This window comes from Shinella lacus (assembly GCF_010994755.1).
GTDB classification, from domain to species: domain Bacteria; phylum Pseudomonadota; class Alphaproteobacteria; order Rhizobiales; family Rhizobiaceae; genus Shinella; species Shinella lacus.
The window spans coordinates 20,389-45,089 of the sequence record NZ_WHSB02000011.1; the positions used below are offsets into that span (position 1 = coordinate 20,389).

Here is a 24,701-nt window from a genome sequence, read left to right on the forward strand (position 1 = left end):
GCGAAAACGGACCCGCTGCGCATTGCGCGGCGGGTTTTTTAGCATGTTCGGCGTGTTTCAGGCATGTCGAAAATGCATGTGGCCTTTCTTGAAAAGGCGTATTGCAAGCGCTTCGGATAGATGCATAAATTGATTTAAACGCGACTTTCGCGAGAACGACGCACCAAATGCGAGGGGACAAAAGTTCACCATGATGAACCGGGTTACCAACAACGATCTCGCCCCGGCCCTCCGATCTTCGGACCGAGAACAACTCGCCACCGAACTTCTGGAGCGCCTCAAATACCGTATCGGGAAAGACCCGAAAGTGGCCAAGCCCCATGATTGGCTGACGGCCGCGATCCTGGTGGCGCGCGACCGCATCACCGACAAGTGGATGGACTCCACCCGCCGCACCTACGCGACGGGCGCGAAGCGCGTCTACTACCTGTCGCTCGAATTCCTCATCGGCCGCCTGATGCGCGACGCGATGACCAATATCGGCATCATGGACGAGATGCGCCATGCGCTCGCCTCCCTCGGCGTCGATATCGATATCATCGCCGAGCTGGAGCCGGATGCGGCCCTCGGCAATGGCGGTCTCGGCCGTCTCGCCGCCTGTTTCATGGAGAGCATGGCGACGGTTGACGTACCCGCCTACGGCTACGGCATCCGTTACGTGCACGGCCTCTTCCGCCAGCAGATGGCGGACGGCTGGCAGGTCGAGCTGCCGGAAACCTGGCTCGCCCACGGCAATGCCTGGGAATTCGAACGCCGCGAAAGCTCCTACGAAATCGGCTTCGGCGGCGCCGTCGAGACGATCAATATCGGCGAGGACAAGCAGCGTTTCGTCTGGAAGCCGGCCGAGCGCGTCATCGCGACCGCCTTCGACACGCCGGCCGTCGGCTGGCGGGGCAAGCGCGTCAACACGCTGCGCCTGTGGGCCGCCAACCCGATCGACCCGATCCTGCTCGACGCCTTCAACGCCGGCGATCACATCGGTGCGCTCAAGGAGAGCAACAGGGCGGAAAGCCTGACGCGCGTGCTCTATCCGGCCGACGCCACGCCCGCCGGCCAGGAACTGCGCCTGCGCCAGGAATTCTTCTTCTGCTCCGCCTCGCTGCAGGACATCCTGCGCCGCCATCTCCAGCAATATCCGGACTTCACGTCCCTGCCGGACGCCGTCGCGATCCAGCTCAACGACACGCACCCGGCCATTTCCGTGGTTGAACTCGTGCGCCTGCTGATGGATGTCCACGGGCTGGATTTCGACGTCGCCTGGGATATCGGCCGCCGCACCTTCTCCTACACCAACCATACGCTGCTGCCCGAAGCGCTGGAAAGCTGGCCGGTGCCGCTGCTCGAACGGCTGCTGCCGCGGCATATGCAGATCGTCTATGCGATCAATGCCAAGATCCTCGTCGAAGCCCGCAAGGAAAAGGGTTTCGAAGACCAGCGCATCCGCAGCATCTCGCTGATCGAGGAATCCGGCGAGCGCCGCGTGCGCATGGGCAACCTCGCCTTCGTCGGCTCGCACTCGATCAACGGCGTGTCGGCGCTGCACACCGAGCTGATGAAGGAAACGGTCTTCGCCGACCTGCACAAGCTCTATCCGAACCGCATCAACAACAAGACGAACGGCATCACGCCGCGCCGCTGGCTGATGCAGTGCAATCCGGGCCTGTTCAACCTGATCCGCGAATCGATCGGCGAAGCCTTCATGGACGACGCCGAGGCACTGAAGGCGCTCGACGCCTTCGCCGACAAGAAGGATTTCCAGGAGCGTTTCGCGGCGATCAAGCGGGAGAACAAGAACCGCCTCGCCAATCTGGTCGGCAGCCGAATGGGGGTCCGCATCGATCCCGCCGCGATGTTCGACATCCAGATCAAGCGCATTCACGAATACAAGCGCCAGCTCCTCAACATCATCGAGGCGGTGGCGCTTTACGACCAGATCCGCTCGCATCCGGAACTCGACTGGGTGCCGCGCGTAAAACTCTTCGCGGGCAAGGCGGCGCCGAGCTACCACAATGCCAAGCTGATCATCAAGCTCGCCAACGACGTGGCGCGCGTGATCAACAACGACCCCTCCGTGCGCGGCCTGCTCAAGGTCGTCTTCGTGCCGAACTACAATGTCTCGCTCGCCGAGATCATGGTGCCCGCCGCCGACCTCTCGGAGCAGATTTCGACCGCCGGCATGGAAGCGTCGGGAACCGGAAACATGAAGTTCGCGTTGAACGGTGCACTGACCATCGGCACGCTCGACGGCGCCAATGTCGAGATGCGTGACCATGTCGGCGAGGAGAACATCGTGATTTTCGGCATGACGGCGGAAGAAGTGGCGAAGGTGAGGGCCGAAGGGCACAATCCGCGCGCCATCATCGAGCAGTCGAAGGAGCTGTCGCAGGCGCTCGCCGCGATTTCCTCCGGCGTCTTCTCGCCGGATGACCGCAACCGCTTCACCGGCCTCGTCGACGGCATCTACAATCACGACTGGTTCATGGTGGCGGCCGATTTCGATGCCTATTCCAAGGCCCAGCGCGATGTCGACGCCATCTGGCTCGACAAGACGGCCTGGTACTCCAAGACCGTGCGCAACACGGCCCGCATGGGCTGGTTCTCGTCCGACCGCACCATTCGCCAATACGCCAAGGAAATCTGGAGAGCCTGATGACCGCACCGCCGAAAAAAGGCACGACGGACCAACCGTCAGAGCTTCTGGCAAAAGCGGACATCGATGCAATTTTGGAAAGCCGGCACTGGGATCCGTTCGCAGTGCTCGGCCCCCATCCGGCGGGCGAAAAATATATCGCCCGCTGCTTCTTGCCGGGTGCCACCGAAGTCACCGCCGAGACATTGGCGGGCAAGGAGATCGGCGCGCTCGCCCAGGTCGATCCGGCCGGCATCTTCGCCGGCGAGGTTTCCCTCAAGAAACTCCAGCCGATCCGCTATCGCGCCCGCAACGAGGGCGGCGACTGGGTGGTGATCGACCCCTATAGTTTCGGACCGGTGCTCGGCCCGATGGACGACTATTATATTCGCGAAGGCTCGCATCTGCGCCTTTTCGATAAACTGGGCGCTCATCCGATGACGCTCGACGGCATAGAAGGCTTCCATTTCGCCGTCTGGGCGCCGAATGCCAAGCGCGTCTCGGTCGTCGGCAATTTCAACGAATGGGACGGGCGGCGCAACGCGATGCGCCTGCGCCGTGACACCGGCATCTGGGAAATCTTCCTGCCCGGCATTACCGAAGGCCACGCCTATAAATACGAGATCGTCGGCATCAATGGCGAGGTCCTGCCGCTGAAGGCCGACCCCTTCGCCCGCCGCTCGGAACTGCGCCCCAACAACGCCTCGATGACCACCGGGCCGATCGCCCAGGAATGGGAAGACGAGGCGCATCTCAAGCATTGGGCGACCGCGGACGCGCGCCGCCAGCCGATCTCGATCTACGAGGTGCATGCCGCGTCCTGGCAGCGCCACGGCGACGGGGCCATGCTGACCTGGGACGAGCTCGCCGACCGGCTGATCCCCTACTGCGTCGACATGGGATTTTCCCATATCGAGTTCCTGCCGATCACCGAATATCCCTTCGACCCGTCCTGGGGCTACCAGACGACCGGCCTCTATTCGCCGACCGCCCGCTTCGGCGAGCCGGAAGGCTTCGCCCGCTTCGTCAACGGCTGCCACAAGGTCGGCATCGGCGTCATTCTCGACTGGGTGCCGGCGCATTTCCCGACGGATGCGCATGGTCTGCGCCAGTTCGATGGCACCGCACTCTACGAACACGAGGACCCGCGCCAAGGTTTTCACCCGGACTGGAACACGGCGATCTACAATTTCGGCCGCGCCGAAGTGCTCGCCTACCTCATTAACAACGCGCTCTACTGGTCGGAAAAGTTCCACCTCGACGGGCTGCGCGTCGATGCCGTCGCCTCGATGCTCTACCTCGACTATTCGCGCAAACACGGCGAATGGGTCCCGAACGAATATGGCGGCAACGAGAACCTGGAGGCGGTCCGCTTCCTGCAATCGATGAACGCCCATGTCTATGCCGCCCATCCCGGCATCCTGACAATCGCGGAAGAGTCCACTTCCTGGCCGAAGGTTTCGGCGCCAGTGCATGACGGCGGCCTCGGCTTCGGCTTCAAGTGGAACATGGGCTTCATGCACGATACGCTGCAATATCTGTCGCGCGAGCCAGTGCACCGCAAGTTCCACCACAACGACATGACCTTCGGCCTACTCTATGCCTTTACGGAGAATTTCGTGCTGCCGCTGTCCCACGACGAGGTGGTGCACGGCAAGGGCTCGCTGATCGCCAAGATGGCGGGCGACGACTGGCAGAAATTCGCGAATCTGCGCGCCTATTACGGCTTCATGTGGGGGTATCCCGGCAAGAAGCTGCTGTTCATGGGCCAGGAATTCGCGCAATGGCAGGAATGGAGCGAGGAAAAGTCGCTCGACTGGAACCTGCTCGAATATCCGCTGCACGAGGGCATGCGCCGGCTGGTGCGCGACCTGAACGGCACCTACCGCCGCAAGGCCGCGTTGCATGCGCGCGACTGCGAAGGCGACGGCTTCGAATGGCTGATCGCCGACGATCGCGAAAACTCGGTCTTCGCCTGGCTGCGCAAGGCGCCGGGCGAAAAGATGATCGCCGTCGTCACCAACTTCACACCGGTCTACCGCGAGAACTACGGGGTGCCGTTGCCGGTGGAGGGCCGGTGGCGCGAAATCCTCAACACCGATGCCGAAATCTACGGCGGCAGTGGCAAGGGGAATGGCGGGGCCGTTCAGGCCAAGAAACAGGCAAATGGAAGAATCTCAGCCGCCATCACGCTGCCCCCGCTGGCAACGCTGATGCTGGAACTGGACGCGTAAAAAATCGACTGTCGGGAGGACACTATGGAGCAAAAGCGGATTCAACCCCTCGCCCGTGACGCGATGGCCTATGTTCTTGCCGGCGGCCGAGGAAGCCGCCTGAAGGAACTGACCGACCGGCGCGCCAAGCCCGCCGTCTATTTCGGCGGCAAGGCGCGCATCATCGACTTCGCGCTGTCGAATGCGCTGAATTCCGGCATCCGCCGCATCGGCGTCGCCACGCAGTACAAGGCGCATTCGCTGATCCGCCACCTGCAGCGCGGCTGGAACTTCTTCCGCCCCGAGCGAAACGAAAGCTTCGACATCCTGCCGGCCAGCCAGCGCGTGTCCGAGACGCAATGGTACGAGGGCACCGCAGACGCCGTCTACCAGAACATCGACATCATCGAGGACCACGGCGTCGAGTATATGGTGATCCTGGCGGGCGACCATATCTATAAAATGGACTACGAGCTGATGCTCCAGCAGCACGTCGATTCCGGCGCGCAGGTCACCATCGGCTGCCTCGAAGTGCCGCGCATGGAGGCGACCGGCTTCGGCGTCATGCATGTCGACGAGAAGGACCAGATCATTGCCTTCGTCGAGAAGCCGGCCGATCCGCCGGGCATTCCCGGCCAGCCGGACCTGGCGCTCGCCTCCATGGGCATCTACGTCTTCCACACCAAGTTCCTGATGGACCTGTTGCGCCGCGACGCCGCCGACCCGACGTCGAGCCGCGATTTCGGCAAGGACATCATTCCCTATATCGTCCAGCACGGCAAAGCCGTCGCCCACCGCTTCGCCTCCTCCTGCGTGCGCTCCGATTTCGAGCGCGAGGCCTATTGGCGCGACGTCGGCACGATCGATGCCTATTGGCAGGCCAACATCGACCTCACGGACATCGCCCCGGAACTCGACATCTACGACAGCACCTGGCCGATTTGGACCTTCGCCGAGATCAAGCCGCCGGCAAAGTTCGTGCATGACGACGAAAACCGGCGCGGCTCGGCGATCTCCTCGCTGGTTTCGGGCGATTGCATCATCTCCGGTTCGACGCTGCACCGCAGCCTGCTCTTCACCGGCGTGCGCGCCAATTCCTTCTCCAGGCTGGAGGGCGCGGTCGTTCTGCCCGATGTCAGGATCGGCCGGCACGCGAACCTCAAGAATGTCGTGATCGACCGCGGCGTCATCATTCCCGAGGGCCTCGTCGTCGGCGAGGACCCGGAAGCCGACGCCCGGCGGTTCCGCCGGTCGAGCGGCGGCATCTGCCTCATCACCCAACCGATGATCGACAAGCTGGAGCAGTAGTCGTCCTGATGAATATCCTTTCGGTGGCATCCGAAGTATTCCCGCTGATCAAGACGGGAGGCCTCGCCGACGTCGCCGGCGCCTTGCCGATCGCGCTTGCCGGGCACGGCGTGCATATGCGCACGCTGATGCCCGGTTATCCCGCCGTGATGCAGCGGCTGGAGTCGCTTGAGGAGGTCGCGCGTTTCGACGCCCTGCTCGGCGAACCCGCCCGCATCCTCGCCGCGAGGCATGAGGGTCTCGATATCCTCGTGCTCGACGCGCCAGGCTTCTTCGACCGGACGGGCGGCCCCTATACGGACGCCACCGGCAAGGATTTCGTCGACAACTGGCAGCGCTTCGCCGCCCTCTCACTTGCGGGCGCCGAAATCGCCCGCGGCCTGCTGCCGGACTGGCGGCCGGACATCGTGCAGGCGCATGACTGGCAGGCGGCGATGACCGCCGTCTATATGCGCTATACCGGCCTGCAGCACATTCCGACCGTGCTCACCGTGCACAACCTCGCCTTCCAGGGGCAATACGGCGCCGACATCTTCCCCGACCTCGGCCTGCCGCCGGAGGCCTTCACCGTCGACGGGCTGGAATATTACGGCGATGTCGGCTTCCTGAAGGGCGGCCTGCGCACTGCCTGGTCGATCACCACCGTCAGCCCGACCTACGCCCACGAGATCATGACGCCGGAATACGGCATGGGCCTCGAAGGCCTGATCAATGCCCGCGCCAGCGACCTCGTCGGCATCGTCAACGGCATCGACACCGCCGTCTGGAACCCCGAGACCGACACGCATATCGCCCGCCCCTATGCGCCCGGCGCCCCCAAGCAGCGCGCCGCCAATCGCCGCGCACTCGCCGAACGCTTCAGCCTCGGCGACGACGACGGCCCGATTTTCTGCGTCATCAGCCGCCTCACCTGGCAGAAGGGCATCGATCTCATCGCCGAGGTCGCCGACTGGATCGTCGAGCAGGGCGGCAAGCTCGCCGTGCTCGGCTCCGGCGACCAGGGCCTCGAAGGCGCGCTGCTGGCCTCCGCCTCCCGCCACCGCGGCCGCATCGGCATCGTGATCGGCTATAACGAACCCTTGTCGCACCTCATGCAGGCTGGCGCGGATGCGATCCTCATCCCGTCGCGCTTCGAGCCCTGCGGCCTCACCCAGCTCTACGGCCTGCGCTACGGCTGCATCCCCGTCGTCGCGCGCACCGGGGGGCTGGCCGATACCGTCATCGACGCCAACGAGGCCGCGCTTTCCGCCCGCGTCGCCACCGGTTTCCAGTTCACGCCGATCAATGCCGAGGGCCTGCGCCAGGCGCTGCGCCGCGTCTTCAAGGCCTATAACGAACCGAAAATCTGGGCACGCATCCAGAACCAAGGTATGAAGTCAGACGTTTCCTGGGAAAACAGCGCCGCGCGCTACGCTGACCTCTATTCCAGCCTTCTTTCGAGAGCCAACCTTTCCTGAAGAGCCAATCTTTCCTGAAGAGTATGAGCCGATGACCGTCAAGACCGTAACGACCACGCCTTACACCGATCAGAAGCCGGGCACCTCGGGCCTGCGCAAGAAGGTCCCCGTCTTCCAGCAGCCGAACTATGCGGAGAACTTCATCCAGGCGATCTTCGATTCGCTGGAAGGCTTTGCCGGCGAGACGCTGGTGATCGGCGGCGACGGGCGCTACTACAACCGCGAGGTCATCCAGCTCGCCATCAAGATGGCGGCCGCCAATGGTTTCGGCCGCGTTCTGGTTGGCCGCGGCGGCATTCTCTCCACGCCCGCCGCCTCCAACGTCATCCGCAAATACAAGGCCTTCGGCGGCATCGTGCTGTCCGCCAGCCACAATCCCGGCGGCCCGACGGAAGATTTCGGCATCAAATACAATATCGGCAATGGCGGCCCGGCCCCGGAAAAGATCACCGACGCGATCTTCGCCCGCACCAAGTCGATCGACAGCTACAAGATCGCCGACGTCGCCGACGTCAATCTCGACCATGAAGGCACGCAGGACGTCGACGGCATGACGGTGACCGTCATCGACCCGGTCGCCGACTATGCCGAGCTGATGGAACAGCTTTTCGACTTCGCCGCCATCCGCGCGCTGCTGGCTGGCGGCTTCCGCGTCGTCTTCGATGCCATGAGCGCCGTCACCGGCCCCTATGCCAAGGAAATCCTCGAAAACCGCCTCGGCGCCACCAAGGGCTCCGTGCTGAACTTCATGCCGCTGCCCGATTTCGGCGGCCACCATCCGGACCCCAACCTCGTGCACGCCCGCGCGCTCTACGACACGATGATGGCCGACGACGCCCCGGACTTCGGCGCCGCCTCCGACGGCGACGGCGACCGCAACCTGATCATCGGCAAGGGCATCTTCGTCACCCCCTCCGACAGCCTGGCGCTCCTCGCCGCCAATGCCCATCTCGCCCCCGGCTATGCGGCGGGTCTCGCCGGCATCGCCCGCTCCATGCCGACATCGGGTGCCGCCGACCGCGTCGCCGAAAAGCTCGGCATCGGCATCTACGAGACGCCGACCGGCTGGAAATTCTTCGGCAACCTGCTCGATGCGGGCCTTGCCACGATCTGCGGCGAGGAAAGTGCGGGCACCGGCTCCAACCATGTGCGCGAGAAGGATGGCCTCTGGGCCGTGCTGCTCTGGCTCAACATCCTCGCCGTGCGCAAGGAAAGCGTGCTCGACATCGTCCAGCAGCACTGGGCCACCTACGGCCGCAACTACTATTCCCGTCACGACTACGAGGAAGTCGGCACCGACGCCGCCAACGGCCTGGTGGCCAACCTACGCGACCAGCTCGCCACGCTGCCTGGCAAGAGTTTTGACGCCCTCAAGGTCGCGACGGCCGACGACTTCGCCTATAACGACCCGGTCGACCAGTCGGTAAGCAAGAACCAGGGCATCCGCATCCTCTTCGAAGGCGGCTCGCGCGTAGTCTTCCGCCTATCCGGCACCGGCACATCGGGCGCGACGCTGCGCGTCTATATCGAGCGCTTCGAGCCCGATGCCGCGCGCCACGACGTCGAGACGCAGGAGGCGCTTTCCGACCTCATCACCGTCGCCGACGAGATCGCCGACATCAGGACCAGAACCGGCCGCGAAGCGCCGACCGTGATCACCTGAGATGACCACCGCCCCCTCCTTCGCACCGGGCGCAACGCTCTCCGGCGACGGAGTGGAGTTCGCGGTCTATTCGCACGATGCCGGCCGCGTCGAGCTCTGCCTGTTCGACACGGACGGCAACACGGAACTCGCCCGTCTCACCATGGGGCGGGACGAAAACGGCTTCCACCGCGTCTTCGTCGAGGGGGCGACCGCCGGCACGCGCTACGGGTTTCGCGCCGAAGGCGTCTATTCGCCCGATCACGGCCTGTGGTTCGATCCGGCAAAGCTGCTCGTCGATCCCTACGCCAAGGAACTCGACCGCCCCTTCGTGCATGACGGCAGGCTCACCGTCTTCGGCACGGACACGACGGACATCGTGCCGAAGGCGATCGTCACCCGCGACCGGCCGGTCACGGTAAAACCGCCGATCTTCCGCCCCGGCGGCTTCGTCTACGAGGTCGCCGTGCGCAGTTTCACCATGCTGCATCCGGACGTGCCGGAGGCAATGCGCGGCACGGTCGGCGCCCTCGCCCACCCCGCCGTTCTCGCCCATCTCAAGCGCCTCGGCGTCGATGCGGTCGAGCTGATGCCGATCACCGCCTGGATCGACGAGCGCCACCTGCCGCCGCTCGGCCTGTCCAATAGCTGGGGTTACAATCCGATTGCCCTGATGGCGCTCGATCCGCGCCTCGTGCCCGGCGGCATGCAGGAACTCGCCGATACTGTCGCGGCGCTCAGGGCGGAAAACATCGGCGTCGTCCTCGACCTCGTCTTCAACCATTCCGGCGAAAGCGACCGCCACGGCGCCACGCTCTCCATGCGCGGCCTCGACAACCTCACCTATTACCGCCATGTGCCGGGCCAGCCCGGCGAGCTGATCAACGACACCGGCTGCGGCAACACCATTGCCGGCGAGCACCCGGTCGTGCGCCAGCTTGTGCTCGACAGCCTGCGCCATTTTGTGCGCCATGCCGGCGTCGACGGCTTCCGCTTCGACCTCGCCACCATTCTCGGCCGCGAGGCGGACGGTTTTTCCGCCCGGTCCGCGCTGCTCTCCGAAATCTGCGCCGATCCGCTCCTGAAGGACCGCGTGCTCATTGCCGAACCCTGGGATATCGGCCCCGGTGGCTACCAGCTCGGCAATTTCCCGGCACCGTTCCTCGAATGGAACGACCGCTACCGCGACGACACGCGCACCTTCTGGCGCGGCGACAGCCACCGGCTGGGTGCCTTCGTCACCGCCTTTGCCGGCTCCTCCGACATCTTCTCCCGCCACGGCGGCGAGGCGACGCGCAGCGTCAACTTCCTCGCCGCCCATGACGGCTTCACGCTGATGGACCTCGTTTCCAACACGGTGAAGCACAACGAGGCGAACGGCGAAGACAACCGCGACGGCCACAACGAGAACCATTCCTGGAACAACGGCGCCGAGGGCGCGACGAACGACGGCGCGGTGCTCTCCGCCCGCCGTGCGGACGTGAAGGCGCTGCTTTCCAGCCTCTTCCTCTCGCGCGGCACCGTGATGCTGACGGCCGGTGACGAGGGCGGGCGCAGCCAGCAGGGCAACAACAATGCCTATTGCCAGGACAATGCCATCACCTGGATGCACTGGGACCAGCTGGACGAAGGCCTGATCGAGCACACCGGCATGCTCTCGGCCATCCGTAAGCGTTTTCCGGCCCTTGGCGAAACGACCTTCTGGAGCGGTGTCGGCGATGTCGACTGGCGAACGCTCGCCGGCACGCCGATGACGGCCGGCGACTGGGAGGCGCCGTTTGCCGGAACATTGCTTGCCATCCTCAAGACGCCCGACCTACAACAGCAGCGGATCGTCCATCTCGCGATCGCCATCAACCGGACGCACGGCGAGCAGGCGCTCGCCTTGCCACCACCGGAGGGGCGCGACTGGACGAGCCTGCTTTCCGCCAACCATCCCGCGATCGGCATGCTTCATTCACGCACCGTCGAGATTTTTGTCGAAAAGCACTGATCTTCATTACCCGGACAAACCGCCTCGCTAAAGCATGTCGCGCAAAAGTGTGCCGCGGTTTTGCGACAACGACATGCGAGACGCAAAAGCCGGGGCGCGAATCAAGCGGCGGGAAAGCCAAATGCCAGCACATATCCACCTGAAGGACATCGATGCCCTCGTCGGCACGGAGATCGGCCTGTCGCGCTGGTTCACCGTCGACCAGACCATGATCGACCGTTTCGCCGGGGCGACGGAAGACCATCAGTTCATCCACACCGACCCCGTGCGCGCGGCGGCGGAAACGCCCTTCGGCGGCACGATCGCGCACGGTTTCCTGACGCTCTCGCTGCTCTCCGCGATGAACTACGATTGCGTGCCGCGCATCATCGAGCAGACGATGGGCATCAATTACGGTTTCGAAAAAGTGCGCTTCATGACGCCGGTGAAAAGCGGCGCGCGAGTGCGCGGCCGTTTCATGCTGGCAGAAGCCCGCTTCCGCGGCGCCGGCATGGTAACGATCCGCTATGACGTGACCGTCGAAATCGAGGACGAGCGCAAGCCCGCGCTCACCGCCGACTGGATCACCATCATCCAGTTCGACCCGAAAGACCGGCCGGAGCATGTCTAAGGCCGGCAGCCCGGTCATCAGGGCATCTTTCGATGATCAGGCCGCCGCCTGCGCCGCCCTCGGCTCGCCCTTCACCGCCCGCCTGTGCAGGCTTCTCGGCGCACGACTCGATGAGGAAAATGCCGTCGGCCGGCGCGTCCTCGCCTGGCCCGGAGATCCCTCCGGAAAACACGACGCCCTCGCCCTTCGGCTTGCCGGCGCGCTGCATGCGCTGGTCCTTGCCGGCACAAACCCCACGCTTGCCGCCTGTTATCCGCCCGCCGAGGTTTCGGACGATGCCCTGTGGGCGGCCTGCCGCAACGCCTTCGAAACCGACGAGGCCTTCCTTCTCGAACGGCTCCTGTCGCCGCCGCAAACCAACGAAGTCCGCCGGTCAGGCGCCCTCCTGTCGGGTTTCCTCACCATCGCCGCCCTCTTCGGCAAGCCGCTCGTCCTGTCGGAAGTCGGCGCCAGCGCCGGCCTGAACCTGCAATGGGATCGCTACACCTACCGGCTCGGTCAATCGAGCTGGGCGATCGAGAATTCCGATATCCTCATTGCCCCCGACTGGTCCGGCCCCGAGCCCGAAATGGCGAACATACAAGTAATCGACAGGGCTGGGTGCGATCTCCGGCCGATCGACCCGGCCGATGCGCAGGAACGGCTGCGGCTCCTCTCCTATATCTGGGCCGACCAGGCGGACCGGATCGAGCGGACGGGCAAAAGCCTGGCCCTTGCCGCGGAAAGACCGCTTCCCATCGAGCAGGCCGATGCCGTGGAATGGCTGGAGCGGCGGCTTTCGACGCCCTTTGCAGGCGCCGTGCACGTCGTCTACCACTCGATCGTCTGGCAATACTTGCCGGCCGAAAAGCGTGAAGCCGGCCGGCGCGTCCTTGAGGCCGCGGGTGCCAAAGCGACCGGGGATGCGCCGCTCGCACACCTCCAGATGGAGGCCGACGACCAGCCGAAGGATGGCGCCGCGCTGACATTGCAGGTCTGGCCCTCTGGCCGCAAGGCGATGATCGGCCGCGCCGATTTTCACGGCCGATGGGTGCGCTGGTTCGGATGGCCGAAACCGTGAGAGCCACCGCTGGGCCTGGTTAGAGGCCCACGTCCTCCGCGCCTTCCGCGAGAAGGCCGAAGGTATAGGGCGAAAACGAGCGCCAGCATTCGACACGATAATCGTCTTCGCCCGTGCGCAACAGCACGATCTCGATCTTGCCGAGCACCGTGCGGGCAGCCGCACCGACCGGGAAGATCGCGTTGCCGAGGTCGAGCGGGCAGGCGCTAGCGATCGCGCCGGCCGCTTGCGGGCCGGAGACGAGCACGGCCGTGTTGCGGTGGGAGACGTCCGTCGCCGAATGCAGCACGCCGGAGCTTGCGGCCGCCGCCATCAGGTCCGCGCCGTTTTCGTCGATCAGCAGCCATTCGTCCGGGCCGAGCCAGAGCGCGTGGCGGCCGTTGGCCGAGGCCGAAGTTTTCGGTCGCGTCGGCAGCGTCAGGCCGAAGGCGGCCGACAGCGCGCCGAGCGCGTCCGTGCCGGCACGCAGCGACAGGCGGGTTGCGGGGCCGGCGGGCGTGACGCGCGCGCCGGCGGAGCCACCATGACGGCCGGCGAGCGGCGCCTTGCGAAGTGCTTGATCAGCCATTGAGGCGTGCTCCTTCCTTGTCGATGAAGACCATGTCGCTGACCTCGACCGCGATGGTGCGGTCGGGCATCGGCACGTAGAGCGTCTGGCCGAGGCGGGCCTGACCGCCGGCGACGAGCGCCATGGCGATCGACCGGCCGCAATTTTCCGACCAGTAGGACGAGGTGACGTGGCCGAGCATTTTCATCGGTTTCGGCTCGTTCGGATCGGCGACGATCTGCGCGCCCTCCTCCAGAACCACGTTCGGATCCTTCGTCAGAAGGCCGACAAGCTGCTTGCGGCCTTCCTTCACCAGATCCGGCCGCTTCAGGCCGCGGATGCCGACGAAATCCGTCTTCTTCTTGGAGACGGCCCAGCTGAGGCTGGCATCGTGCGGCGTGACCGTGCCGTCCGTATCCTGGCCGACGATGATGTAGCCCTTTTCGGCGCGCAGCACGTGCATGGTCTCGGTGCCGTAGGCGCAGGCGCCGAGCGGTTCGGCCCGTGCCCAGATCGCTTCCAGCACGGACTGGCCATAATCGGCCGGCACGTTGACTTCGAAGCCGGCTTCACCGGTGAACGACATGCGGAACAGCCGGGTCGGCACGCCGCAGATCTTGCCTTCGCGCACGCTCATATGCGGGAAGGCCTCGTTGGAAATGTCGATGCCCTCGACGAGCGGCTCGATGATCTCGCGCGCCTTCGGCCCCTGCACGGCGATGACCGCCCACTGTTCGGTGGTGGAAGTGAGCCAAACCTTGAGATGCGGGAATTCCGTCTGGAGATAGTCTTCCATGTGGTTCATGACGCGCGGCGCACCGCCCGTCGTGGTGGTCACGTGGAAGCGGTCCTCGGCCAGGCGGCCGACGACGCCGTCGTCATAGACGAAGCCGTCCTCGCGCAGCATGATGCCGTAGCGGCAGCGGCCGGGCTTCAGCGTATCCCAGGCGTTGGTATACATGAGGTTGAGGAACTCGGCGGCATCCGGGCCGACCACCTCGATCTTGCCGAGCGTCGAGGCATCGAAGACGCCGGCGGCATTGCGCACCGTGCGGCACTCGCGGTTGACCGCGTCGTGCATCGTCTCGCCGGAGCGCGGATAATACCAGGCACGTTTCCAGTTGCCGACATCCTCGAAGACGGCGCCCTGCGCCTCCTCCCAGGCATGCAGCGGCGTCTTGCGCGCCGGATCGAACAGGTCTCCGCGCGAATGGCTGATCAGCGTGCCGAAGGTGACCGGCGTATAAGGCGCACGGAAGGTGGTGAGGCCGATCTTCGGGATTTCGCGGTTTAGCACTTCCGAGGCGATGGCGAGACCATGGATGTTGGAAAGCTTGCCCTGGTCGGTCGCCATGCCGTTGGTGGTGAAGCGCTTGATATGCTCGATCGAGTGCATGCCCTCGCGCACGGCAAGGCGGATGTCCTTGGCGCAGACGTCGTTCTGGAAGTCGACGAAGGCCTTGACGGTCGTATCGACGCCAGCCCCCTCGCCCGCGCCGGCCATGCCGCCGGTCCATTCGAAGGCGTTTTCGCCCCGAAGCTCGACCTTGCCGCCGCCCTCGTTGCCGGTGGCGCGCGCCATCAGCTCGCCCGCGGCCAGCGATTCCTCGATGGTCGCCTGAAGGCCGTCCGTGCCGTTGCACGAGCCGACGGAAAGGCAATCCTGCGCATAGGTGCCCGGCAGGAAGCGGCCGGAGGCGGCATCATAGGCAACCTTGCCGCGCGACTGCGAGAAGAGGTGCACAGAAGGCGTCCAGCCGGCCGACATCAGCAGCGCATCGACCGGGATGGCCCGCGCCGAGCCGCCGCCGTTGCGGGCGACCGAGATGGAGGAGACGCGGAGCTTCCCCTTGGTATCGACGACCGAATGGCCGACGAGCACTTCGATGCCGAGCTTGCGGGCTTCGGCGAGAACAGCCTCGCCGGGCTTGTCGCGATTGTCGACGATGGCGGCGATGGTGACGCCGGCACGCTTCAGGTCGAAGGCGGCTTCATAGGCCGAATCGCTCGCCGTATAGACGCCGACCTTGCGGCCGACGGCGACGCCGAAATGGTTGAGATAGGTGCGCGCCGCCGACGCCAGCATGATGCCCGGCCGGTCGTTGTTGGCGAACACCATGTGGCGCTCGATCGAGCCGGTGGCGAGGATGACGCGCTTGGCGCGGACCTGCCACATGCGTTCGCGCGGCAGCTTCTTGTCGGGACGCGCGAGGTGATCCGTGACGCGTTCGACGAGCGCGACGAAATTGTGGTTGTAATAGCCGAAGGCCGTCGTGCGGGTGAGAACGGTAACGTTCTCCATCGCCTTCAGCTTCGCGGCCGTCGCCTGCGCCCAGGCATAGCCGCTCTGGCCGTCGATGGTGACCGACGTGTCGTAGTGCAGCGCACCGCCGACTTCCGGCTGCTCGTCACAGAGGATGACGCGGGCGCCGGTTTCCGCGGCTGCAAGCGCTGCCGAAAGGCCGGCAACGCCGCCGCCGGCGACCAGCACGTCGCAATAGGCGTAGCGGCTGGCATAGTGGTCCGGGTCCTCTTCCGTCGGTGCGACGCCGAGGCCGGCGGCCTTGCGGATGAAGGGTTCATAGACCTTTTCCCAGGCGGCCTTCGGCCACATGAAGGTCTTGTAGTAGAAGCCGGCCGCGAAGAAGGGCGACAGTAGGTTGTTGATGCCGCCGATATCGAAGGACAGCGACGGCCAGCGGTTCTGCGATTCGACCTTCATGCCGTCGAAGACTTCCTGCACCGGCGCGCGCACGTTCGGCTGGCGGCGGGCGGCATCGCGGGAGACGTCGATCAGCGCATTCGGCTCTTCGGGACCTGCCGAAAGAATGCCGCGCGGGCGATGGTACTTGAACGAGCGGCCGACGAGGTGCACACCGTTGGCGAGCAGCGCGGAGGCAACCGTGTCACCCTCCAACGCCTGGTAGGTCTTTCCGTCGAAAGTGAAACGCGCCGTCCTGGCGGGCGTCAGCCGGCCCTGACCGGCAATGCGATTAGCACCGCTCATTTCGCGGTTCCTTCCGTGGCTTCATAGGTTTCGACGGTTTTCTCGGTGGCGGGGGCGTTGCCTGAAAGATCGGGCTTCGGCTCGCCGGCCTTGTAGCTCATCACGAACTTGTCGCTCACCGTGTCGCGCGCCGCATTGAAGAAGCGGCCGCAGCCATGGATATGGCGCCAGCGCTCGAAGATCAGGCCCTTCGGGTTGTCGCGCAGGAAGAAGAACTCCTGGAACTCCTCGTCGGTGATGTCGGCCATGTTGGTCGGCCGGGCGATGTGCGCGTCGCCACCGTGGCGGAATTCGAGCTCCGAGCGCTCTTCCTCGCAGTAGGGGCAGTAGATCAGCAGCATTGTTTCCTACCTGTTAAAGCTCTGGACCCGTCACGAACGTGCCTGGGTCCTGGTCGCAAAGTCGTCGGCCCATGGTGACGAAGGGGGCAAGCCGGTAAATCAGCTGCTTGGTGTCGTCATAGGGGGCCAGAACGTCCGTCATTCCCAGATTGGCAATACTCATCGCAAAGAGATCGACATCGATGTTGAAGGCGCGGTTTGAGTCCGTTTCATCCGGAACGAAATAGATCGTCCGTTGACCCAATATCCTTATGCAACTCAACATCCCGCTCTCGGCGACGAATGGCCATTCCTTCTCGCCCGCTGCCTTCTGGATCTTCTGAAACCGAAAATCTCCCGGTGTCGGGATGATATCGCCGATCGGCAGGACACCGGCCGTCATCAGAAATCCGGCGAGCAGCGCGCCGTTCATCAATGGGCGACCGCCGCCGCCGCTGCCTCGTCGATCAGGCGGCCCGTGCGGAAGCGATCGAGCGTCAGGCCGGAAGCCAGCTTGTGCGGCTCACCCTTCGCGATGAGATGCGCGAAGAGATGCGCCGAACCGGGCGTCGCCTTGAAGCCGCCGGTGCCCCAGCCGCAGTTGACGAAGAGGTTCTTCACCGGCGTGACACCCTGGATCGCCGAACGGTCCGGCGTGTTGTCGGTGATGCCGCCCCACTGGCGCATCATCTTGACGCGGCGGAACATCGGGAAGAGTTCGCAGATGGCGTCGAGTGTATGCGTGATGATCTGGAGACCGCCGGTCTGGGAGTAGGAGTTGTACTGGTCCGTACCGGCGCCGATGACAAGCTCGCCCTTGTCCGACTGCGAAATATAGGCATGCACCGTGTTGGACATGACGACGCAGGGGAAGATCGGCTTCATCGGCTCGGACACCAGCGCCTGGAGCGGCACGGAATGCAGCGGCAGCTTGACGTCGGCCATCGACAGGATGACCGAGTTGTGGCCGGACGCCGACACCGCGACCTTCTTGGCACCGATGAAGCCCTTGGAGGTCTCGACGCCGGTCACAGCGCCGTCCGGCCCGCGGCGGATGCCCTTGACCTCGCAGTTCTGGATGACATGCACGCCGCGATCGGATGCCGCACGGGCATAACCCCAGGCGACGGCATCGTGGCGGGCGGTGCCGCCGCGGCGCTGGAGGGCAGCACCGTTGATCGGGTAGCGGGCGCTCGCCGAAATATCGAGCGGCGGGCAGAATTCCTTCGCCTGCTGCGGCGTCAGCCATTCGTTGTCGATGCCGTGCAGGCGGTTGGCATGGATGTGGCGGCTGAAGGACTGCTTGTCGTGCACATTGTGCGACAGCATCATCACGCCGCGCGGCGAATACATGACGTTGTAGTTGAGATCCTGGCTCAGCCCTTCCCAGAGCTTCAGCGAGTGCTCGTAGATGTCCATGCTCTCGTCATAGAGATAGTTCGAGCGGATGATGGTCGTGTTGCGGCCGGTATTGCCGCCGCCGAGCCAGCCCTTCTCGATGACAGCGACATTGGTGATGCCGTGCTCCTTGGCGAGGTAATAGGCAGCACCCAGGCCATGGCCGCCGCCGCCGATGATGATCACATCATAGTCCTTGCGCGGCTCGGGCGAGGTCCATTGCGCCTCCCAACCCTTGTGGCCGCGCATCGCCTCGCGGGCGACGGCGAAAACCGAATATTTGCGCATCCCAAGTCCTCAACGTCTCGCCGGCATCGGCCGGCTGTTTCCTGCCCCGATAGAAAGCAAATCTTGCGCGCGGACGCCGTATCCTTTGCGACGCATTCGGGCGCACCTTGTACCACATGCGACATGAGCCCCGCCGAAGCTTTTTCCCGGCGTTTGTGAGGGCCACGCGCAAATATCCTTAACATCGCGGCGCGCAAGGCTGGACTTTCCCGTGGCGATCTGGTATCCGACGCGCCAATTGCCAGCCTGTTGGGCTGCGCGACCGCAATCTATTTGCCTGGCGACCTGTGCTCGCCCGGGCTTACAACGAACAAAGGAACGGGATTCTCGTGCAGGTACTTGTCCGCGACAACAACGTTGATCAGGCTCTCCGCGCTCTCAAGAAGAAGATGCAGCGCGAAGGTATTTTCCGTGAAATGAAGATGCGCGACTTTTATGAAAAGCCGTCGCAGAAGCGTGCGCGTGAGAAGGCTGAAGCCGTTCGTCGCGTCCGCAAGCTGGCCCGCAAGCGCGCTCAGCGCGAAGCCGGCGGCGTCAGCGCTCGTCCGAGCGCCCGTTAATCGGCCGTCATTTCGACGTTTTCGGATGCAAGACCGGGCGGGGGCGAACATTTCGCCGCCGCCTTTTTTGACGTGACCGGATGTTTTTTCACCATTGTGAAAGACTTCCCATGCAATTCCGGGCGCTTCCGCTACGCTCCTTCGCCGGAACTGCTTTCAAGGCGTAGCGTTTTTCTTCGCGCATGAGGCGCGGTAGAAGCCCACTTTGAGGATTCGCACTTGGACATGGCTGCATCGACCGGGTTCCGGACTGACCGCATTTCTCTTTCGGCACCCCGCGCCGTCCACATTCGCCGCTCCCTGATGGCTGCCGTCGCCGCCACCTCGTTTGCTCTGCTTCTGTCCGGCTGCCAGTCGACCACGTCCACCGACGTGCTGAAGGTCGAGCGCGCGCAGGGCTCGGAAGAAAACATCTCGTCGCTTTCGGCCGTCATCGCCGCCAACCCGCAGGACCCGGAAGCCTATAACGTGCGCGGTTCGGCCTATGGCCGCGCCGGCCAGCACCGCCGGGCGCTTGAAGACTTCAACCGCGCAATCGAGCTCAACCCGCGCTTCTACCAAGCCTATGCCAACCGCGCGCTCGTGCAGCGCAGCCTCGGCGAACAGGCGCAGGCAGCGGCCGACTACAACATGGCGCTGCAGCTCAACCCGAACTACGACGTCGCCTATATCGGCCGCGGCAATCTCTATCGCCAGGCCGGCCGTCTCGACGACGCGTTCAGCGACTTCAACCGCGCCATCCAGCTCGATACGACCGATCCGCGCGCCTATCACAATCGCGGCCTGATCTATCAGGCTCGTCGCCAGCACGATCCGGCGATCGAGGATTTCTCCAAGGCGATCTCGCTCTCGCCGAACTCGGCCGAACCCTATAACGGCCGCGGCATTTCCTATGCCGCGCAGGGCGACGACGACAACGCGTTCTCGGATTTCAACACGGCGATCAACCTCGACGGCAAGCTTGCCGAATCCTGGGCGAACCAGGCGCTGATCTACGAGCGCCGCGGCGAGATGGCGCGCGCCGCCAAGTCCTATTCGCACGCGCTGAAGCTCGACCCGAACTACACGCCGGCCAAGGACGGCCTCGCCCGCACCCGCGGCGCCGTCGCAACCGCCGCCAAGCAGCCGGCCTGATCCAGAAAAAACATCACAAACAAAAAGCCCGCGATCATCTCGCGGGCTTTTTGTTGATGGACCTCGCCTCACCCTCTACCGTCATCCTCGGCCTTGAGCCGAGGATCCACATCCGCGGCGTGCCGGTGAATGGATGCTCGGGTCAAGCCCGAGCATGACGAAGGAGTGGTGGCCGGGCTTTTTCGTTTCAGGCTTTTGCCAGATCAGTGGTTCATCGCCTTGACGATGTCGTCGGTCATCTTCTTGGCGTCGCCGAGCAGCATCATCGTGCCGTCCTTGTAGAACAGCGTGTTGTCGATGCCGGCATAGCCAGAGCCGAGCGAGCGCTTGACGAAGAGGCAGGTCTTGGCCTTGTCGACGTCGAGGATCGGCATGCCGTAGATCGGCGACGATTTATCGTCGCGTGCCGCCGGGTTGGTCACGTCGTTGGCGCCGATAACATAGGCGACGTCGGCCTGGGCGAATTCCGAGTTGATGTCTTCCAGCTCGAACACTTCGTCATAGGGCACGTTCGCTTCGGCAAGCAGCACGTTCATGTGGCCGGGCATGCGACCCGCGACCGGATGGATCGCGTACTTCACCTCGACGCCGTTCTTCTTCAGCGCATCGGCGAGTTCACGCACGGCATGCTGCGCCTGCGCCACCGCCATGCCGTAGCCCGGCACGATGATGACCTTGGAAGCATTGGCCATCAGGAAGGCCGCGTCGTCGGCGGAGCCCTGCTTGACCGTACGCTGCACGCCATCATCGCTGGCCGCGGCACCACTGTCGCCACCGAAGCCGCCAAGAATGACGGAGATGAACGAGCGGTTCATGCCCTTGCACATGATGTAGGACAGGATCGCACCAGAGGAGCCCACCAGCGCGCCGGTGATGATGAGCGCGAGGTTGCCGAGCGTGAAGCCGATGCCGGCCGCAGCCCAACCCGAATAGGAGTTGAGCATCGAGACGACGACGGGCATGTCGGCGCCGCCGATCGGCACGATGAGCAGCACGCCGAGCGCCAGCGCCAGGATGACGATCAGCCAGAAGTCGAAATGGCTTTCCGACAGAGTCAGGCCGACGATGAAAAAGACGATCGCGGCGAGCAGCACAATGTTGATGACATGCCGGTAGGGCAGCATGATCGGCTTGCCGGACATGCGCCCGTCGAGCTTCAGGAAGGCGATGATCGAGCCGGTGAAGGTGATCGCGCCGATTGCGGCACCCAGCGCCATTTCGATGAGCGCCTGGCCGTGGATTTCGCCGACCTGACCGAGGCCGAAGGAGACCGGCGAATAGAGCGCGGCCGCAGCCACCAGCACGGCGGCAAGGCCGACGAGCGAGTGGAAGCCGGCGACGAGCTGCGGCATCGAGGTCATCGGGATCGAGCGGGCGATATAGGCGCCCGCACCGCCGCCGATGGCAAGGCCGAGCACGATGAGCACCAGGCCGCCGAAGGACGGCGTTGCCAGGAGCAACGTCGTGCCGATGGCGATGCCCATGCCGACCATGCCGAGCGTATTGCCGCGGCGGCTGGTCGTCGGATGCGACAGGCCGCGCAGTGCCATGATGAAGAGTACCCCGGAGACGAGGTAGAGGAAGGCTGCGAAATTTGCGTTCATCGGGCCGGCCTCACTTCTCTTTTTTCTTGTACATCGCCAGCATGCGCTGGGTGACCAGGAAGCCGCCAAAGATATTGACGGAGGCGAGGATCAGCGCGACGAAGCCGAAGCCGGTCGCCACACCCGAGAGCGAGATGCCGACAGCGAGCAGCGCGCCGACGACGATGACCGAGGAGATGGCGTTGGTGACGGCCATCAGCGGCGTGTGCAGCGCGGGCGTTACCGACCAGACGACGTAATAGCCGACGAAGATCGACAGCACGAAGATCGCAAGCCGGAAGACGAAGGGGTCGATTGCCCCGCCCGAGACGCCATGTGCCGCAGCGGCGGCCGCGTCTGGCAGATAGTCGGAGGCCGTGCGCACGGCTTCCACGGCGCGTTCCAGATCGGTGATCGCCTTGTCCAGAAGTTCGTTTGCCATCACTTGCCCTCCCCTAGCTGAACGGCACCGCCGAAGTTCGGATGCACCACGGCGCCGCCGTGGCTCAGCATCGTCGCCTTGACGAGTTCATCCTCGACATTGACCGAGACCGATTTCTTCTCCTTGTCGACCATCGTTTCGAGGAAGGTCAGCAGGTTCTTGGCGTAAAGCGCGGAGGCGGAAGCGGCAATGCGGCCCGGCACGTTGAGATAGCCGATGACCTTGACGCCCTCGACCTCGGCGACCCTGCCGGCCTCGGAGCCTTCGATATTGCCGCCGCGTTCGACCGCGAGGTCGACGGCGATGGAGCCGTTGCGCATGGCCGACAGCATCTGGCGCGTCACGAGACGCGGCGCCGGGCGGCCGGGAATGAGCGCGGTGGTGATGACGATGTCCTGCTTGGCGATGTGGTCGGCAACGAGTGCCGCCTGCTTCGCCTGGTATTCGCGGGACATTTCCTTGGCATAACCGCCGGCGGTTTCGGCGGCCTTGAACTCATCGTCCTCGACGGCGATGAATTTTGCGCCGAGCGAGGCGACCTGCTCCTTGGCGGCGGGACGAACGTCCGTCGCGGAAACGGCGGCACCGAGGCGGCGCGCGGTGGCGATCGCCTGGAGGCCGGCGACGCCGGCGCCCATGACGAAGACCTTGGCGGCCGGCACGGTGCCGGCGGCGGTCATCATCATCGGCATGGCGCGGTCGAATTCATGGGCGGCGTCGATGACCGCCTGGTAGCCGGCAAGGTTTGCCTGCGAGGACAGGATGTCCATCGACTGGGCGCGCGTGATGCGCGGCATCAGTTCCATGGCAAAGGCGGTGAGACCGGCATTCGCCATCTCGGCGATGGCGGCTTCGTTGCCGTAGGGGTCCATGATGGCGATGACGATGGCGCCGGACTTGTAGCCGGCGATCTCCGACGAGGTCGGGCGACGCACCTTGAGGATGACATCCGCCGATTTCGCCTCTTCCGGCCCGACGATGCGGGCACCGGCGGCCTCGTAATCCGCATCCAGGATGCGGGACTTGAGACCTGCGCCGGCTTCCACCAGCACCTCCAGCCCCAAACCCTTCATTTTCTTGATCGTTTCAACGGAACCCGCAACGCGGCCTTCCGCCGGATCACTTTCCCTTGCCACAAAAATACACTGACTCAAACCGTGGTCCTCCCCCCGAGACTGGCCGTGTTAAAGCGCGACGCCGGATGGCGCCGCCACCAAACCGCAAATGCGGTTGTTCAGATCAACGCAGCAGGAAGAAGCCGGCGACGTTGAGAATGATGAACAGAAGCACCGCGCTGAAGAAACCAGCGCTGGTGAAGAAACCGGCCGCCATGGCGATCAGCAGGGCGACGCAGAACAGCGTGCCGTACTTGGCTGCACCGATGAAGAAATTATAGGTCTTCTCGTGCTCGGGATAATCCATCGGAGCGCCCATTTCGACCGGTCCGGAATGATGTTCAGCCATAGTCACCTTCTCCTAAGCAACCACGCCCGCGAGACGGAAAACTCCACCCGATGAGCGCTTAATACAGGCCGGAACCCGAAGTTCCGGCGATTCCCTCAGGCGCGACAAGCGCGCGTCTTTCAGGCCTTACACAATGGATCGGCAAAGCGCAACGGCATGGAAGGTGAGAGCGTTCGACCTGTAACGTTTCCGAAACAGAACGGGCCGGTTTCTTGCGAAACCGGCCCGGCATGCGACATCAGAACGCAAGTTATCCGGCGTAGGCGCCGCCGGAAAGCTGGATCCGCTCGCCGCCGAAATGGGCGCGGCGCGCAGTCGGGCGCACCGTCAGCGGGCTGAACGGCAGGTCGTCGCCGCGGGCGAACATCATGCGGCGCTCATAGGGCTCCGACTTGAAGAAGGGGAAGCGCTGGTACAGCGACGGCAGCGTCTCCTTGACGTTGGTCGCCAGCAGCATCAGGTCGATGATGAACTTGCCCTGGTTGCTCTTCGGCGAGGCGACGAAATCGGCATCGAAGACGCGCTTGTAGAAGGCCGCATGGGCGGGCTTCACCATCTGCACACAGCGATCCGTCTGGAAATAATCCGTCGCCATCGTGGCGATACGTAGCGTCAGATACGGAATGGCCGGCATCTCGCTCCAGATTTCCGGGTCCGCCGCAAGGCGCACCGGGTCGATCAGCGACATGCCGGCGTCGAGGAAGGCGTTGATCTCGTCAGGGAAGACCTTGCCGGACGAGGTGACGCGATGGTCCGGCGTCACATGGTGCAGGCGCACCGTCGAAATCAGCCGCTCCTCATAATAGATGCCGAAGACATAGGCGTGGCTGTCGAAATCGGAATCATCGATGAGAACCGACTGTTCGCCCAGATGCATCACGGCGCCGGCCTTGTAGGCCTTGTAGCGGATGCGGGCGACGTCTTCCATGTCCTCGCCCGTCTCGACGCGGCGGTACTCGATCTTGTCGAGCAGTCCCAGAAGCTTGTCCGAAAAGCGATTGGTCGCCGTCTCTACGCTGGCCATAGTCCCCGTATCCCCGATTGAA

The 24,701-nt window shown here is 64.3% G+C and carries 20 protein-coding genes; 10 read left to right on the forward strand and 10 right to left on the reverse strand.

The annotated features are described in order from the left end of the window. Nucleotides 1-190: 190 nt before the first annotated feature. From GB927_RS24120 to GB927_RS24155, 8 genes are all read left to right on the forward strand, one after another. Complete coding sequence (locus tag GB927_RS24120; RefSeq protein WP_439655526.1) at nt 191-2,650, forward strand: glycogen/starch/alpha-glucan phosphorylase; 2,460 nt, start codon at nt 191-193, stop codon at nt 2,648-2,650. Further along, nucleotides 2,650-4,863, forward strand: coding sequence for a 1,4-alpha-glucan branching protein GlgB (glgB, locus tag GB927_RS24125; protein ID WP_256119776.1), 2,214 nt, complete (start codon nt 2,650-2,652; stop codon nt 4,861-4,863). The genes GB927_RS24120 and glgB overlap by 1 nt, the downstream gene beginning before the upstream one ends. Before the next feature lie 24 nt (nt 4,864-4,887). After that, complete coding sequence (glgC, locus tag GB927_RS24130) at nt 4,888-6,150, forward strand: glucose-1-phosphate adenylyltransferase (RefSeq protein ID WP_256119777.1); 1,263 nt, start codon at nt 4,888-4,890, stop codon at nt 6,148-6,150. Between the two features lie 8 nt (nt 6,151-6,158). Continuing rightward, nucleotides 6,159-7,607 carry a glycogen synthase GlgA gene (gene glgA, locus GB927_RS24135; RefSeq protein ID WP_256119778.1) on the forward strand — a complete coding sequence of 483 codons (1,449 nt, stop codon included), beginning with the start codon at nt 6,159-6,161 and terminating at the stop codon, nt 7,605-7,607. Nucleotides 7,608-7,638: 31 nt separating this feature from the next. Further along, nucleotides 7,639-9,270: an alpha-D-glucose phosphate-specific phosphoglucomutase gene (locus tag GB927_RS24140; RefSeq protein WP_256119779.1), complete on the forward strand. Its 1,632-nt coding sequence runs from the start codon at nt 7,639-7,641 to the stop codon at nt 9,268-9,270. 1 nt (nt 9,271) lies between these two features. Beyond that, entirely contained in the window at nt 9,272-11,242 is a 1,971-nt protein-coding gene (gene glgX / locus GB927_RS24145; RefSeq protein WP_256119780.1) for a glycogen debranching protein GlgX, read from the forward strand. A 121-nt stretch (nt 11,243-11,363) separates the two neighbouring features. Beyond that, the gene (locus GB927_RS24150) at nt 11,364-11,852 is read left to right on the forward strand and encodes a MaoC family dehydratase (protein WP_256119781.1); all 489 of its coding nucleotides are present in this window, start codon (nt 11,364-11,366) and stop codon (nt 11,850-11,852) included. Further along, nucleotides 11,845-12,912 (forward strand): DUF2332 domain-containing protein, encoded by a 1,068-nt coding sequence (locus GB927_RS24155; protein WP_256119782.1) that lies wholly within the window; start codon nt 11,845-11,847, stop codon nt 12,910-12,912. The genes GB927_RS24150 and GB927_RS24155 overlap by 8 nt, the downstream gene beginning before the upstream one ends. A gap of 19 nt (nt 12,913-12,931) precedes the next feature. Here GB927_RS24155 and GB927_RS24160 read toward each other — a convergent pair whose 3' ends face one another. The 5 genes from GB927_RS24160 to GB927_RS24180 are packed head-to-tail and all read right to left on the reverse strand — an operon-like array spanning nt 12,932 to nt 18,472. Continuing rightward, nucleotides 12,932-13,480: a sarcosine oxidase subunit gamma gene (locus GB927_RS24160; RefSeq protein ID WP_256119783.1), complete on the reverse strand. Its 549-nt coding sequence runs from the start codon at nt 13,478-13,480 to the stop codon at nt 12,932-12,934. Continuing rightward, nucleotides 13,473-16,466 (reverse strand): sarcosine oxidase subunit alpha, encoded by a 2,994-nt coding sequence (locus GB927_RS24165; RefSeq protein WP_256119784.1) that lies wholly within the window; start codon nt 16,464-16,466, stop codon nt 13,473-13,475. The genes GB927_RS24160 and GB927_RS24165 overlap by 8 nt, the downstream gene beginning before the upstream one ends. Beyond that, on the reverse strand, nt 16,463-16,807 hold the full coding sequence (locus GB927_RS24170) for a sarcosine oxidase subunit delta (RefSeq protein ID WP_256119785.1): 345 nt from the start codon (nt 16,805-16,807) through the stop codon (nt 16,463-16,465). Before GB927_RS24170 ends, GB927_RS24165 begins: the two co-directional genes overlap by 4 nt. A gap of 13 nt (nt 16,808-16,820) precedes the next feature. Then, nucleotides 16,821-17,219, reverse strand: coding sequence for a hypothetical protein (locus GB927_RS24175; RefSeq protein ID WP_256119786.1), 399 nt, complete (start codon nt 17,217-17,219; stop codon nt 16,821-16,823). Then, complete coding sequence (locus GB927_RS24180) at nt 17,219-18,472, reverse strand: sarcosine oxidase subunit beta family protein (RefSeq protein WP_256119787.1); 1,254 nt, start codon at nt 18,470-18,472, stop codon at nt 17,219-17,221. Before GB927_RS24180 ends, GB927_RS24175 begins: the two co-directional genes overlap by 1 nt. 329 nt (nt 18,473-18,801) lie before the next feature. Between GB927_RS24180 and rpsU the strand changes: the two genes are divergently transcribed. Then, on the forward strand, nt 18,802-19,032 hold the full coding sequence (gene rpsU / locus GB927_RS24185) for a 30S ribosomal protein S21 (protein ID WP_256119788.1): 231 nt from the start codon (nt 18,802-18,804) through the stop codon (nt 19,030-19,032). A gap of 225 nt (nt 19,033-19,257) precedes the next feature. Then, entirely contained in the window at nt 19,258-20,166 is a 909-nt protein-coding gene (locus tag GB927_RS24190) for a tetratricopeptide repeat protein (protein WP_256119789.1), read from the forward strand. Nucleotides 20,167-20,369: 203 nt separating this feature from the next. Here the strand turns inward: GB927_RS24190 and GB927_RS24195 are convergent, their stop codons facing one another. The 5 genes from GB927_RS24195 to GB927_RS24215 form a co-directional block, all read right to left on the reverse strand. Next, the gene (locus GB927_RS24195) at nt 20,370-21,770 is read right to left on the reverse strand and encodes an NAD(P)(+) transhydrogenase (Re/Si-specific) subunit beta (protein ID WP_256119790.1); all 1,401 of its coding nucleotides are present in this window, start codon (nt 21,768-21,770) and stop codon (nt 20,370-20,372) included. Nucleotides 21,771-21,780: 10 nt separating this feature from the next. Further along, nucleotides 21,781-22,191 carry an NAD(P) transhydrogenase subunit alpha part 2 gene (locus GB927_RS24200; RefSeq protein WP_256119791.1) on the reverse strand — a complete coding sequence of 137 codons (411 nt, stop codon included), beginning with the start codon at nt 22,189-22,191 and terminating at the stop codon, nt 21,781-21,783. Then, nucleotides 22,191-23,345: a Re/Si-specific NAD(P)(+) transhydrogenase subunit alpha gene (locus GB927_RS24205; RefSeq protein WP_256119792.1), complete on the reverse strand. Its 1,155-nt coding sequence runs from the start codon at nt 23,343-23,345 to the stop codon at nt 22,191-22,193. The genes GB927_RS24200 and GB927_RS24205 overlap by 1 nt, the downstream gene beginning before the upstream one ends. Nucleotides 23,346-23,430: 85 nt before the next feature. After that, entirely contained in the window at nt 23,431-23,655 is a 225-nt protein-coding gene (locus tag GB927_RS24210; protein ID WP_256119793.1) for an aa3-type cytochrome c oxidase subunit IV, read from the reverse strand. 250 nt (nt 23,656-23,905) lie between these two features. Continuing rightward, the gene (locus GB927_RS24215; protein WP_256119794.1) at nt 23,906-24,679 is read right to left on the reverse strand and encodes an N-acyl amino acid synthase FeeM domain-containing protein; all 774 of its coding nucleotides are present in this window, start codon (nt 24,677-24,679) and stop codon (nt 23,906-23,908) included. Nucleotides 24,680-24,701: the final 22 nt, after the last annotated feature.